A 14,209-nucleotide genomic window follows, 5' to 3' on the forward strand; every position below is an offset into this window, starting at 1 on the left:
GGGCCAAACTCAATCGTAACCGCGTTCCAAATAACTGGAGATCCGAGCGTTGCTCCAGTTAGCGGCCTCCGTTAGCAGCTCATCCTGCAGGTAGTCGACGACATCATGTTCCGACACTGGATATGTCTCGCGCTCATCCTCCAGCTCACAATCCCAGTCGTCACCCTGAGGGGTCAACAACCAAAGAGCATCCAATTCATAAGGCCGCAGCTGACTCACCCGGTGCTCAAGGAGAGCGTCCATTGTTGCTGCGTAGGCATGCCAAGAGAATGAATGTTCGATCTGCTGCTGAACGCAGATTTCATCCCAGGTGTTAATCAGACCGGAATCATCGCCCGATAGCATGTGACCCTGCATTCGCTGTAGGTCACGGATACAGCCGCCGACCATACGGCGGCAAAGGGCCTCTCCAAGATCGCGAGCGATGCGGTTTTCTGAAAGCGTCCGTGCTTGTTTCATCGACTTTCTCTCCTTAGTCGCCGACGCGCTAGATATCCAACGGCGGCAGCGCGTCTACGATCTTTTGGGTTTCCAAACTTACCGTAACCACCCGCTGGAACAGCTCCAGCGGGTACTTGGGGTTGCCCATGGTTTCGTTGGCCCAATCGTTGGCGTCGTTGATGATGCCGCTGGCTTTGTCGGTGCGTACGGCCTGGCGCTCCATCACCCAGTCGAGTGCGGCCTTGCCGTTGACCACGTAATCCCAGGCCGCCTCGGGGATGCCCTTGAGGGTGATGCGGTGGTTGTAGATGACGGTGGTTTTGTCGCCCTTCTTGGCGAACTTCATCTTCTCAACACGATAATCAGCATCGGTGAGCGTGCCCTTGGCCTCGATGGTCAGCGGGTAGGGCTCGACGGTTTCGTAGTTCAGATGGCGGCTGGCCAGGGCGCGGCCTGCTTTACTGAATGCCCAGAAGTCTGCGGCCTTCTTCACAGCCGGGATGCGCGGCAGCTCTTTGCTCAGATTGTCGGCAAAGCGCTCGCGGTAGTCCGGCGAATGGAGGATGCCGTAGACGTAGTAGAACAGGTCTTCCTTGCTAATTTTCTCGCCGGTATAGGCAGTTAGGAAGTGCGTTAGCCCTTGATCAGTGATTGCGTCCCGCCGCTGGCGCTGCGGCTTAGTCGGGCCGTCGAACAGGCCGGTTTGCGGAGGTGGCTCGCTGGCTGCGGGGGCATCGTCATACAAGTAGAGGGGGAAGCATTGGCTACCGCCATCGCTCTGCAAGTCAGGAATGCGGTTGACCATCAGCGCGAGCTGACCCTGACCTGACCAACGTTGCTTGATCATGATCAGCCGGTTTTCTGCTGTGCTATCCGGGAAGATGCGCGGCATTTGGTAGACCATATCGTTCAGTTGGCGACTGAAGTAGAGCCACTGCTTGGTGTATGGCCTGTAGAGGCCGATAGTCAGGCAGCGTGGTTCAAATTGATGGGATTTTCCTTTCAACAGATCTTGCTTAAGGCTCCTGTTCCAGCTGATCAAGCTTGGATCGTTGTTGACGAAGGAGTCCAAAATTGCTGCCTTCTTGGTCTTATCGTCATTTCCGTGAAAATCACCAAATCTGACCAGCTCCTGATTATAAAAAGCAGCCATTCGAATGATGTTTTCAGCAACTTTCGAGCTACTGGAATTGAAGCACCACGCATCCCGGCTGGTTGCAACGCCACGTGAGTAATTCTCGAAAAGAGCAAGACTTGTGGCTGTATCCTTGTCCCCAACCGGAATGAAAGCCTCAAACCCGGCATTTCGCTGCCTCAGCCAGTCGCCATGTTGATCTGGAATGACCTGCTGCCAGTGCTCGACACCAATTATGCTGCCGAATCTTTCGATCCTTTCCAGCTTTTCTTCGCGGCTCAAATAGTCACCAATGTCGTGGAAATATATCCGGCCGTGAGCCTCCGCCTCGGGGTTCTTAATCAACAGCGAGATGGCAATAGGGGCGCGGCTGCCGCTGCCGAAAATCTTGCCTCCTTCCTTGCGCGAGGTCTCGCCACTGGTGCGCTGGTTGCCGCGAAGGTGGAACACATAAAGGCTTGAAAATTCATCCACCAAGCACTTGCGCAAGCCGTCTGCGGTATTCGCTTCGACAAAGCCCGCGTTGGTGACAAAGCCGATTATCCCAGCATTGCCAATACGGTCACTTGCCCAGCGAATGGATCGGATATAGCTGTCGTAAAGGGCATTTCGATTAGTGGCGTCAGATCGTGCGGCATATGTATCGCGGATGCGAGCGTCCAATGATGGATAAGGCACATTGGCGTTGTTGGCATTGGCATCGCCCTGGCCCACTGAGTATGGCGGATTACCCACAATCACCCGAATATCCAGCTCTTTCTGCCGTTTGCGCCGGGCGCTGTTGTCCTCCAGCAGCACGTCTACCAGATCGTCCTTTTCATACATCTGAAAGGTGTCGGTCAGACAGATGCCTTCAAACGGGGTGTACTCGTCGATCACTTCACCGTGATAGGCCGCTTCGATATTGATGGCCGCAATGTAATAAGCCAGCAGCACCAGCTCGTTGGCGTGAATTTCGTTCTGATACTTGTGCGGCAGTTCGTCCGGCTTGATCAGGCCTGACTGGATCAGGCGGGTGATAAAGGTGCCGGTGCCGGTGAACGGATCGATGATGTGGACGCCCTTGCTGCCCAGGGTCTGGCCGAATTCCTGTTGCAGCAAGTGATTGACGCTGTGGAGGATGAAGTCCACCACCTCCACCGGCGTGTAGACGATGCCCAGTCGCTCGGTCATCTTGGGGAAGGCGTTGCGGAAGAACTTGTCATACAGCTCGACAATGATCTTCTGCTTGCCTTGGGCATTGTCGATGCCGGCAGCGCGTTGACGCACGCTGGCGTAGAACTTCTCTAGGGTATCGGCTTCCTTGGCCAGGTGATGCTCATGGAGCGCGTCCAGCACGCCTTGCATGGCCTTTGCCATGGGGTTGTGCTTGGCAAAGCTGTATTCATCAAACAGGGCATCAAACACCGGTTTGGTAACCAGGTGCTGGGCAAGCATTTCGACAATCTCGCCATCGCTGATGCTGTCATTCAGGTCGTCACGCAGTTCGGCGGCGAAGGCGGCAAACGCAGCTTTTTCTTGGGTGTTAGCCGGATTTTCCAGGATGGCGTGAATGCGGTCGATGTGGGTACGGGCGATCTTGGCGATGTCGTTGGCCCAGTCTTCCCAGTGATGGCGGTTGCCGCATTTAGCAACAATCTTGGCATAGATGGCCTTTTCGATTTCACCGACTTCGTAGGTGAGCTGACCTTGATCTGTCAGCTGATCCTTGCCGTCATACTTGCCTCGCTTCTCCCCAATTCCGTGACCGCCTTTGCCCGGCAGCTTCGGCTTCGACTTTTGCTTCTTGTCGACCTTATCGGTGATGGCGATGACTTCCATCTTGCGCGGGTCTGAGCCGATCAAGTCGAGCTTATTGATCATGGCATCGAAGCTGTCATCGTGGGAGCGCAGTGCCTGGAGCACTTGCCAGACGACCTTGTAGGTCTGGTTGTCATTGAGCGCTTCGTGGGCTTCCATACGAGCGGGTATCACCACTGGCAGCACCACATAGCCGCGTTTCTTGCCCGGTGCGTTGCGCATTACCCGACCAACCGATTGCACCACGTCCACTTGGGAGTTTCTCGGGGTGAGGAAGAGCACGGCATCTAGCGCCGGTACGTCCACGCCTTCGGACAGACACCGCACGTTGCTGAGAATACGGCAGGTGTTGGCCGGTGATTCTTCCTTGAGCCAGGCGAGCTTGGCTTCTTTCTGGCTGGCGTTCATGCCGCCATCCACATGCTCGGCCTTGCAAATCAGGCGTGAAGCCTCGTCGATGTTTTCCGCGTCCTGGTAGGCCTCCACAACCTTCTGGAACGTGTCGGCTATGTTGACGGAACTGACCTTGTGCTTGGTGCCCTTGTAGTTGGGCGAGATAACCTGGCAGAAGGCTACGGCGCGCTTCATGGGCTGGTCGTCACCGACCAGTTGTTCAGCTAGCCCCTGCTTGGCTAGCGCCTTCCAGCAACCGACGATCTTGGCCGCGTCGTCCACCTTGAGCTGGTTGTCCTCATCCTTCAGTAGCTCCTGAAGGCGGCGATTAATGACACTCTCCTCTACCGTGAGCACCAGTACTTTGTAATCGGTGAGCAGCCCACGCTGGACGGCCTCCGAGAAGTTGATGACGAACAGCTCTTTGCCGTACAGCGTTTCGTCATCCATGGAACACAGCGTGACATCGCCCGACTCGGCCTTGACCTTGGCGTTGTCGCCATAGATGCGAGGCGTGGCGGTCATGTACAGGCGCTTGGCGGCGCGGATGTAGTCCGCATCGTGAATACGCACGAAAGTACTTTCGTCATCCTCGCCAAAGGTGGCGCCGGTGGTGCGGTGCGCTTCGTCGCAGATCACCAGGTCAAAGGCAGGTAGGCCATGGTCGAGCTGGGCACGACTGATGACGTCAATCGAGTGGTACGTGGAGAACACCACGCTCATGTGCTCGGCATCGTGGCGCTTGGGCATCTCCGCTGCGAGCCGATCAGCCTTAGTGGTGGCCGGGTAGCGCAGTTCGTGGGTGAAGACCTGAACGGCATCGTCCTCGACCTTACGCTTCTTGCCCACGTCGCTGTCCGAACAGACGGCAAAGCTGTGGAGCGGGGTTTCGCTTTCCTGTGTCCATTCGGTGAGGGTTTGCGATAGCAGCGACAGGCTGGGCACGAGGAACAGCACGCGCTTGCCCTTGCCGGCGAGGCGCTCGGCAATCTTCAGGCTGGTGAAGGTCTTGCCCGTGCCGCAGGCCATGATCAGCTTGCCGCGCTCGGCATCCTTCAGGCCGGCCATTACGGCGTTCAGAGCCGTCTGCTGGTGATCCCTGAGCTTCTTCTTTGCCTTAAGAGCCACGGCCTGATTGGGTTGGTATTTGGCCCAGTCAATCTGGCTGTCTTCCAGAGCTTGCAGGTCAATCTTGTTGATCGTTTGGTGGTTACCCAGCAAAGCGTTCTCGGCGTGCTCGCTCCAGTTGTTGGTGGTCGTGACGATGATGCGGTGTGAGAACGGCGCCTTGCCCGAGGCGGTGAAGAAGCTGTCGATATCTTTCTTCTGGACGCGGTAGTCCTCGGCGTACAGCTTGCACTGAATGGCGTGGTATTCGCCGGTGCCCTGGGTGCGCGCTACCAGGTCGATGCCGGTGTCGCGCCCGTCCAGCCCTTGCTCTTTGGCCCAGCTCGCATACGTCCACACCTTGTCATAGAGATCGCGATAGGTGGCCTCGTTGCGAAGATAGGTACAGATCAGCTCTTCGAAGTAGGTGCCCTTTTCACGCTCGGTCACAGAGGCGCAGCGGTAGGCGTCGAGCAGAGCGGACAAGGCAGACATACGCGGAATTCCTTTTGGACTACAGCTGGCGCGATGCTTGCGCCAAATTCGCGCGAGTTTACCACCGCAGTGCCGCTTGTTTGCGCGGTCAAGGCGTCGCGAGGCGACCAGCGAATCACCGTCATGCTCGGCTTACAGCAGCGCGTAGGCGAGTGGCCAGCAGATTGAGACTGGGCTGTTCGCACACCCGGACATGGCTTACTTTCAACGATACCGAATCCAATGAGCGGGACGACGCCAGTGAAGATCTGCGATGCCATTCGGCGCAAATATGCTGCGTTTGTGCGCTTTTGGAATTTCCACATAAGGGGGAAGTTGCCAGACAGGCCTTTTAATGGCGCCTTTGTTCATCTTCCCGATGGCGGTTTGCTCTGGTGTCCTCCAGTCAAGACAGAGCAGGGGCCTGAAGAAGCCCCCGTAGTCCTACCGCAGCTATTCTGATGTCTACAGAGATCAGTCCTAGCGCGGGTTTTAAAAAACGTTCTTAACAGGTTAGGTAGGAAACGCGCTCAACACGAATCCGATCGTCTGTCCCTAAACCCGCTCCCCCGTACACCGCCGCCATCCGGAGCCCGAGCCACTCGACAAAAGCTTTTCGCCTAGTTATTTTTTTTGCGCTGGCAAAACGCCGCTCACCCAAAAGCGAATGGCCGAAATTTCTGTGGAATAATTCACGTAGGGAGTTGCGAGGATGGAAGTGGGCGCGATTGTTATAGTGGCCCTTGTCGTTTTATGGCTACTCGACCGTGCTGCTTCGCTGGGAGCGACACGGAGGTATGAAAATCCCGTAAATCCGACACGGATACCCTTACCTCCTGCCGCCTTGCCCGAACGGCTCGACTCGCCCGCTAAGGGACGGCCGAATTCCGCCGTTTTGTCGTTGCCCTGGCTGGATGGCCAATGCATCTATGACCCTAGCTATCAATCCCATGACCGATTCATCTATCTTTGGATGCCCAATACTTCGGATGTAGTGCGAATAACCTTGTCGGACTACATCGACTTGCACGGTTTTTCAGCAGAGGTAATGGCTACTGCCCGCCTAAACGCCCAGCATTATCAGGCATACCAAAGTTGGCTTAAGGAGGGCATCCGGGAGGCCAATCTTGATTTCCCTTACATGCTGTCTGACATTACGTATCCAATCGAACGCCGACAGGTGATTACCTCAGCTCCGTCCCCTGTTGCCGAGGCGCTGGAGAGGCTTAACAAGTTGGACGAGTTCGGCCCTTCCTTCCCTAGCACGGGCCGCGGGCCAAGAGGCTATTGCACCCGTTGCGGCGGAACTGGGTACATCCCACATTTCAACCATGTACAAGGGGGCGTCTGCTTCGCCTGTTTCGGTAGAGGCTAGAATGAGAAGCCCCGAACGGATCGGGGCTTTTTGCAATCCAACGCTTACCTTACTTGCACCGCACCAGCCAAAGCTGATCGATTCGCGTAGTAAAGCTCCGACTCATCATGTCCCGCCGCATGCCCCAGTCGGGCGTTGTGGGTACGCGGCCTGGCCTAAGGGTGTCGCGCCCCCACTTGGCGTTAATCGCATCCAGAACACCCATCACGCGCTCTGAAGCGGCGGGCTGGGTTTCGGCAAAGAGATCGTTGGTGTACTCGCCGCGCTGCCTGAGATCCATCAGCAGCACCTCGGCCTTGCTGAATGAAAAGCCCTCTCGATAGACATGCTCCAGGCCAGCGATAGCCGCGCGGGTGATGTATCTGGTGTCGTCCGTTGGATAAGGCAGCTCAACGACCACCCCTTTGGCAAACTTGGCTGGGCTGAAAGCTGCCATCAAGCAAGCGTCGTGAATAATAGGCCTGCCACCGGCACTGTGCCGCCGGGCCTGATTGGGCAAGTTCAGCGCACGTAGCGCCGCTCGATTCGTTTCAATACCCGTCGCCAGTTGCGTTCGGATGGACTTTCGCGACCAATACGCGCGCGAAGAAGCGCATATGCTCTGCCTGTCGATATGTAGCTTCTTATTCAGCCCGATTGCGGTGAGGCTTCGCAGAACGGCCTTAGCTCTGAAAAAGCCGGTAACGCGAAGCATGCCAACAGCCGCACCGTGCAGACCATCACGCTTCGGCCGTCACGAAAGCCCGTGATAACCAAAGAAGAGTTAACGTCGACCGATGGTTAACGACGCTCCTGCGTTACAGGGTCACGCATCGCTGAAAGCCGGAATTTAAAGCAGCGGAAGCAGGCTCTTCTCGAGAAGAGCCTAGCCAGCAAGAACTGTCCAACCCTGAACAAGGCATGGAAGTATGGCGAGCGCAGCTGAAGCTGAGTTCGAATGATAGCTTAAGGGCGCCGCAACGGACATATAACCCATGACCATGGCGCTTAACCCGCTGAACTACCTGGAAGAGCCCCGCCGGAAGTGCCGGAAGACGACAAGCCCTCCGGTTCTTCGATCCAGTCACCGTTCTCGTCCAGCTGCGACAATTGCTCAGGCGTAGGCGGCAACAGTCCCGCCAGCACATCTGCGATCGACAACGCAGGATCGGCCATAAGCTCTTCGAATCGCGCTTTCTGTTCAGGCGTCCAACCCATTGTTCCATCTCCAAACCCATGCGCATAAGCATGTGAGCGACGTGGCTTTTTGCTCTGGCCACCGGCGAAGTCAAAATCTATACGGTTCAGCATGGACAAGCTACTGCTCATCGGTCTGGGGATAAAAACAGAATCCATGCCAACGACGAAACGCGGAGCTGGGGGAACAGATGGGGGAACTGCAAAATCCAAAAACGAGAAAGCCCCGGAATCCGGGGCTCTCAGGTTAAATAATGGCGGAGAGATAGGGATTTGAACCCTAGGAACTGTTGCCAGTTCAACGGATTTCGAATCCGTCCCGTTCGGCCACTCCGGCATCTCTCCAGCGGCGCGCATCATAGCAGCTCGGTATGTTTTGTCTAACCCCAACTGTTCAGATTTTTTAGCGGCGCCATTTCGTGACAGCCAGGCTGGCCGCAGTGATCAGCCCCGCCCGGTTGCCTCCAATCAGCTGGTCAGGCGCGTCAGCGCTTCACGGTATTTGTCGGCAGTCTTCTGCGCGACATCAGCAGGGACAGGCGGGGCTGGCGGCTCCTTGTTCCAGCCGGTGGATTCCAACCAGTCGCGGACAAACTGTTTGTCGAAGCTCGGCGGATTGCTGCCTTCAGCGTAGCTGTCTGCCGGCCAGAAGCGGCTGGAGTCGGGCGTAAGCACTTCATCCATCAGTGTCAGCTCGCCGTTTTCGTCAAGGCCGAACTCGAATTTGGTATCGGCGATGATGATGCCCCGCGTTGCTGCGTACGCGACTGCTGCGCTGTACAGCGCGATCGAGGTATCGCGCACCTTCGCCGCAAGCTCTTTACCGACAATGGCTTCGCACTGCTCGAAGGAGATGTTCTCGTCGTGATCGCCCACGGCCGCCTTGGTCGACGGCGTAAAGATCGGCTGCGGCAGCTTGGCCGCCTCTTTCAGGCCGGCTGGCAGCTTGATGCCGCAGACGGTTCCGTTTTGCTGGTACTCCTTCCAGCCTGAGCCAACGATATAGCCCCGCACGATGGCCTCGACTGCCACAGGCTTCAGACGCTTAGCCACTACCGCGCGCCCCTCTACCAGAGGCAGCTCCTCGGCAGATACGACGTCCTCGACCTTGTCGCCGGTGAAATGGTTAGGGACCAGCTGCGCAAGCTTGTCGAACCAGAAGTTGGAAATGGCGGTTAGGATCTTGCCTTTCTCCGGGATCGGTTCGGCTAGGATCACATCAAATGCCGAAAGCCGGTCGGTGGCGACCATCAGCATGCGCTTGTCGTCGATCTCGTACAGATCACGCACCTTGCCGGAATAGATTTTCTTCAGGCTGAGGGAATTGGGAGTGGTCATGGCGATTCTCGCGGTTGCCGAACCTACGCCGGCTTGCGCAACAGCGCAGCCGCAACGATTGGATCAGTCATCAAACGAAACAGGCGAAACCGAAAGGTTTCGCCTGACTTGATCGAAGCGGACTGTTTTGCAGAATCAGTCCAGGTTGTCCTTGAGCATATTCAGCACGCGTCGCGAGGTTTCAGCCGGAGCAACGGTGTCGAGATCCTTGTCGAGGGTGACCTGTACCTTGTCTCCCTCGGCGGTCACGCGTACCTGATAACGTTCGGCGCGGGCTTCGATTTCTTCGCGGTCAGGGGCTCCACCGAACAAGCGCGAGAAGAAACCCGGCTTCTCGTCTGGATTAGCCGCGCCTTCCGCCAGATTGACGTAGTAAACGCCAAGGCTTCTATCCAAATCCTCGACGAGGATATCGCTCGCAGCTAGAGCACGACCGACGCTCGACCAACCACGGTTGAAATCGGTATCAAGCTGCAACACTGGCTCGCCGCTGCCGACTTCACTGAGTGTGACACGGCTTGGCGCGTCGAACTCGCGCTCAGCCAGCAGCGAGGCGGATCCACCTTGTGCGGTGCTGTTGTTCAGCCCCGCCTGCAGTTCGTCGAGCAATACACGATCACGCTCCGCATTTGCCGGTGTGTCGGGCCAGGCAACATCGGCGCTGCTGTCTGCGGGGCGCTGAACGCTGACCAAGAAGACCTCGCTGGTATCACGCTGCACACCGGGCTCGACGCGAACCCTTACACGGGTTTCGCCTTCACCCAGACCAAGGTTGCGCACCAATGCTGGCGAGAGCTGATCGCGGGTCTGCCAGGCGGTTACGAACTCACCGGTTTGAGGCCGCTCTTCAGCAATCTGGAAGCCGTTATCGGTGAAGAACTGACGGGCAGCTGCCCACACTTGCGAAGGAGCACGCATAGCAACAAGCCAGCGCGCATCTTCAGATGTTTGCAGGGTGTATTCGCTCGCCTCTTCGGCGGCGACAAGACGCTGTGGACGGGGCACTTCGTACTCGCCTGTCGCACGGCTGTCGGCTACTTGCTGGGGGATTGGCAGTAGCGGCTCGATCGGGCGCAGCTCGACATCGCCAGGCACCTGCATCGGCGGCACCTGCTGTGCCTGCAGGTAGTCGCTGCCACGGTCGCGGAAGTATCCGTCTTCACCCCAAAACCAGCCACAACCGCTGGTTCCAGAGATGATCAAGGCTAGGGTCGAGAGGCCGGCCAATCGCTTCATGCATGTTCCTTCATTATTAAACCAGTACGCCTGAGACTATCAGGCCAGCACACCGGACTGACGCATCGCGTCGCGAAGCGGCTCGTGGCAACGCTGGCTAAGCCAGGTGAGCGGCAAGCGAATGCCGTCCGGTATAAGACCCATCTCGTGCAGAGCCCATTTCACCGGAATCGGATTGGCCTCAAGGAACAGTGTCTGGTGCAGCGGCATCAACAGCGCATTGATGGCACGCGCCTTGTCGGCATCGCCAGCGATAGCAGCGGTACACAGCTCGCTCATCGCGCGCGGCGCAACGTTCGCGGTAACGGAGATGTTGCCCTTGCCACCCATCAGCATCAGTTCCACGGCAGTCGCGTCATCACCGGAATAGACGAGGAAGTCCTTGGCGACGCGATCAAGCACCTCCTGCCCGCGCTTGAGATCACCGGTTGCTTCTTTGACGCCGATGATATTCGACACCTTGGCCAAGCGTTCGATGGTTTCTGGCAGCATGTCGCAGGCAGTGCGCCCAGGGACGTTGTACAGAATCTGGGGAATCGCTACAGCTTCGGCGATGTGACGGAAGTGAAGATACATACCTTCCTGGGTCGGCTTGTTGTAGTACGGCGTCACCAGAAGACAGGCGTCAGCGCCGGCCTGCTTGGCGTTTTCAGTCAGCTCGACGGCTTCACGCGTTGAGTTGGCCCCGGTACCGGCGATCACTGGGATTCGACCGTTGACCTGATCGACTACTCGACGGATCACCTCGATATGCTCAGCCACTTCGAGGGTAGACGCTTCGCCAGTAGTACCGACCGCAACGATTGCATGGGTGCCTTCCTGGAGATGGAAGTCGACCAGCTTGCTCAGGCTATCCCAATCAAGACCACCCTGCGCGTCCATGGGAGTGACCAACGCCACCATACTGCCCGCAATCATGCAACCCACTCCTGCCGGAAAAAGAGAGGCGTAATGGTACAAGGCTCCCGAGCGCTTTGCGAGTACGCTGGAGGCATCAACCGCCGGAACGACTGAGCACCGGCGCGACAGTCAACTGGCGTACTCGGCCGACGCATTCCCTCTGACGACGCTTTTCGCTACCCTTAGCCATTTTCGGCTTGGCTGGCCGACCGATTCATCACCGCCAGGAATCTGCATGTCCACCCCCCCAGTACCCCGAGAACAGTTTCTCGTCATCAGCGCCATGGGCCGGAGCCCGATGGCGCTCACCAATGTGCTTTGCCGAGCCAGCAACGAGAATCGCTGCGCCGTGGTCAGTACGCGCCTGACCCGACACGGCGAATGCTGTGCCCTGGTTCTGGAGATCACCGGAAGCTGGGACGCGCTTGCTCGAATGGAGACGGCCCTGCCCGGCCTGGCCAAGAAGCACGAGTTCACCACCAATGTGGTGCGCAGCGAAGCACTGGAGACTCGACCGCAGGCGCTGCCCTATGTGGCGTACGTCAGCTCGGCCTATCGTCCAGACATCCTTAACGAGTTGTGCCAGTTCTTTATCGACCATCGTGTCGAGCTCGAAGCCCTTACATGCGATACCTATGAGGCACCGCAAACTGGCGGCACCATGCTCAACGCGACAATGACCGTCACATTGCCAGCTGGCACGCAGATCAGCTGGCTACGGGACCAGTTCCTCGATTTCGCCGATGCACTAAACCTGGATGCGTTGATCGAACCCTGGCGTCCTCAGAACCCTTAATTTAGGAAAGACCACCATGTCCGTAGCCGTTGACCAACCCGTGCCGGCCTTCCAGGCACAGGCGACCAGCAACACGCAGGTCAGCCTCGAAGCGTTGAAGGGCAAACAGGTGGTCCTGTACTTCTACCCAAAGGACAATACTCCAGGCTGCACGACGCAAGGCCAGGGCTTTCGCGATCAGCACGATGCCTTCATTGCGGCCGACACGGTCGTTTTCGGCGTGTCGCGGGACAGCCTGAAGACCCATGAGAACTTCAAGACCAAGCAGGGCTTTCCCTTCGAGCTGATCTGCGACAAAGACGAGCAGCTTTGCCAGCTATTCGACGTGATCAAGCTGAAAAAGCTTTACGGCAAGGAGTATCTGGGCATAGACCGAAGCACCTTTCTCATCGACGCTGACGGCGTGCTGCGGCAGGAATGGCGCGGGGTGAAGGTGCCAGGGCATGTAGACGCCGTGCTGCAGGCCGCACAAGCATTGCACCAGGGCTGATCCGAGCGACCTACCAAGCTCCATCGCAGCAAACCGGGAATGCTGAGGCTACGGCTTGCAGCTTGCCGTGGCCTCGCCTGCTGCGCTCCCCACCGACTCACCCTTCCGGCGTGCCGTCTTTGGAACTATCCGACGTGTTCCACCACCGGCAGGGTTGCCGGCCGGCGCGGCCAAGCGTAAAGCACGGCCTTGAACAGGGTCGCCAAGGGAATCGCGAAGAACACGCCCCAGAAACCCCACAAGCCCCCAAACAGCAGAACGGCGCAGATAATCGCAACAGGGTGCAGATTCACCGCCTCGGAAAACAACAGCGGCACTAAAACGTTGCCATCCAACGCCTGGATAATGGCGTAGGCCACCATGAAGTAGATGAACTGGTCGCCCAGCCCCCACTGAAAGAGCCCGATCAATGCGATCGGAATGGTAACGACAGTGGCCCCGATATAGGGCACCACCACCGAAATCCCGACGAGCATGGCCAGTAACGCCGCATAGTTCAGCTCAAGCGCGGCGAACACTGCATACGAGACCACACCACAGATCAGAATCTCGATCGCTTTGCCGCGTATGTAGTTGGCGATCTGTACATTCATTTCCTGCGCGACCTGGGTGATCAGCCCTCGCTCGTGCGGCAGGTAACCACTGAGCCAATCGTTAATCTGTTGGCGATCTTTGAGAAAAAAGAACACCAGGATCGGCACCAGGATCAGATAGATCATCAAGCTCAGCAGCAGCGGCAGGCTCGACAACGAAGATGTGAGCATGAGTTGGCCATAACGACCGACCTCGCCGCGGATGAAATCGATACCCCGCAGCACCTGTACTTCAGTGAGCAATTGGGGGTAGCGCTCGGGCAGAAGAAGCAGCAGCGACTGCCATTCCACTAGCATTCGCGGGAGCTCGTTGAACAGCGTCAGCACCTGCTGCCACATCAACGGCGCCAAGAACAGTATGCAGACGGTCAGCAGACCGATGAACATCAAAAACACCAGCCAAACCGCTATCAGATGCGGCAGCTTGATTCGCTCCAGCGCACCGACCAACCCCTGCATCAGATACGCCAGCACCAAGCCGGCGATGACCGGGGCCAGCATGTGACCGAGGGTCAACACTGTCGCGAAGGCGACTACCAGCAGAACCCCAAGGACCACCGCCTCCTCATCCGAGAAATAGCGATGTATCCAACTCCGTAACACGTTGAGCATATGCCTTCCTTAACAGCCGTCAGGCCTTGCGCAGCCAGTAACGGTAGAGCCCATCGTTCGCATCTTCGTGCAGCAGCGTATGGCCGGCCAGATTGGCGAAACTGCGAAAGTCGCGTTGCGATCCCGGGTCGGTCGCGGTGACCTTCAACACTTGCCCGCTGGCCAGTCGATTGAGTTCCAGCTTGGCCTTTAGCAGCGGCATCGGGCAGGCCAGCCCGACCGCATCCAGCTCGGCGTCACAGGCCATGCCGGGGGCACCCTGTTGAATCATGTTCATCTCCTCGAAAGGGCTGCAGGATACCGAGCTGCGCCCGGCTCTGGCCAGCGACCCGAGCACAAGGCT

Annotated in this window: 10 protein-coding genes, 1 tRNA gene and 1 pseudogene; 2 read left to right on the forward strand and 10 right to left on the reverse strand. The window is 57.7% G+C overall.

All coding sequences use genetic code 11. The features are described from left to right. Positions 1 to 9: 9 nt before the first annotated feature. The 8 genes and pseudogenes from ACQKIK_RS01705 to dapA all read right to left on the reverse strand — a co-directional run bounded on the left by ACQKIK_RS01705 (position 10) and on the right by dapA (position 11,393). Positions 10 to 459 carry a hypothetical protein gene (locus ACQKIK_RS01705; protein ID WP_045428688.1) on the reverse strand — a complete coding sequence of 150 codons (450 nt, stop codon included), beginning with the start codon at positions 457 to 459 and terminating at the stop codon, positions 10 to 12. 28 nt (positions 460 to 487) lie between these two features. Beyond that, positions 488 to 5,371, reverse strand: coding sequence for a DEAD/DEAH box helicase (locus ACQKIK_RS01710; protein ID WP_499134548.1), 4,884 nt, complete (start codon positions 5,369 to 5,371; stop codon positions 488 to 490). 1,403 nt (positions 5,372 to 6,774) lie between these two features. Continuing rightward, positions 6,775 to 7,140, reverse strand: a pseudogene (locus ACQKIK_RS01715) (DUF4113 domain-containing protein); the annotation flags it as partial. Between the two features lie 572 nt (positions 7,141 to 7,712). Further along, positions 7,713 to 8,021, reverse strand: coding sequence for a hypothetical protein (locus ACQKIK_RS01720; protein WP_144399283.1), 309 nt, complete (start codon positions 8,019 to 8,021; stop codon positions 7,713 to 7,715). Between the two features lie 135 nt (positions 8,022 to 8,156). After that, positions 8,157 to 8,246 (reverse strand) — tRNA-Ser (locus ACQKIK_RS01725). Positions 8,247 to 8,369: 123 nt separating this feature from the next. Next, positions 8,370 to 9,239 (reverse strand): phosphoribosylaminoimidazolesuccinocarboxamide synthase, encoded by an 870-nt coding sequence (locus ACQKIK_RS01730; RefSeq protein ID WP_499134549.1) that lies wholly within the window; start codon positions 9,237 to 9,239, stop codon positions 8,370 to 8,372. Positions 9,240 to 9,374: 135 nt separating this feature from the next. Beyond that, positions 9,375 to 10,475, reverse strand: a complete 1,101-nt coding sequence (gene bamC, locus ACQKIK_RS01735) for an NlpB/DapX family lipoprotein (RefSeq protein ID WP_499134550.1) — start codon at positions 10,473 to 10,475, stop codon at positions 9,375 to 9,377. A gap of 39 nt (positions 10,476 to 10,514) precedes the next feature. After that, positions 10,515 to 11,393 (reverse strand): 4-hydroxy-tetrahydrodipicolinate synthase, encoded by an 879-nt coding sequence (gene dapA / locus ACQKIK_RS01740; protein ID WP_127838853.1) that lies wholly within the window; start codon positions 11,391 to 11,393, stop codon positions 10,515 to 10,517. A gap of 217 nt (positions 11,394 to 11,610) precedes the next feature. On the opposite strand from dapA, the gene ACQKIK_RS01745 reads away from it, so the two are divergent. Together ACQKIK_RS01745 and ACQKIK_RS01750 are read left to right on the forward strand one after the other, a co-directional pair. After that, a complete protein-coding gene (locus ACQKIK_RS01745; RefSeq protein WP_045428702.1) occupies positions 11,611 to 12,171 on the forward strand; it encodes a glycine cleavage system transcriptional repressor in 561 nt (186 codons plus the stop codon). Positions 12,172 to 12,187: 16 nt separating this feature from the next. After that, positions 12,188 to 12,661 carry a peroxiredoxin gene (locus tag ACQKIK_RS01750; RefSeq protein WP_241530621.1) on the forward strand — a complete coding sequence of 158 codons (474 nt, stop codon included), beginning with the start codon at positions 12,188 to 12,190 and terminating at the stop codon, positions 12,659 to 12,661. A gap of 125 nt (positions 12,662 to 12,786) precedes the next feature. Here the strand turns inward: ACQKIK_RS01750 and ACQKIK_RS01755 are convergent, their stop codons facing one another. Both ACQKIK_RS01755 and ACQKIK_RS01760 read right to left on the reverse strand, forming a co-directional pair. Further along, positions 12,787 to 13,866 carry an AI-2E family transporter gene (locus ACQKIK_RS01755; RefSeq protein WP_241530620.1) on the reverse strand — a complete coding sequence of 360 codons (1,080 nt, stop codon included), beginning with the start codon at positions 13,864 to 13,866 and terminating at the stop codon, positions 12,787 to 12,789. A gap of 19 nt (positions 13,867 to 13,885) precedes the next feature. Continuing rightward, positions 13,886 to 14,137 carry a sulfurtransferase TusA family protein gene (locus ACQKIK_RS01760; RefSeq protein WP_241530619.1) on the reverse strand — a complete coding sequence of 84 codons (252 nt, stop codon included), beginning with the start codon at positions 14,135 to 14,137 and terminating at the stop codon, positions 13,886 to 13,888. Positions 14,138 to 14,209: the final 72 nt, after the last annotated feature.

The organism is Pseudomonas sp. NPDC047961 (assembly GCF_050272435.1).
Lineage (GTDB): Bacteria > Pseudomonadota > Gammaproteobacteria > Pseudomonadales > Pseudomonadaceae > Stutzerimonas.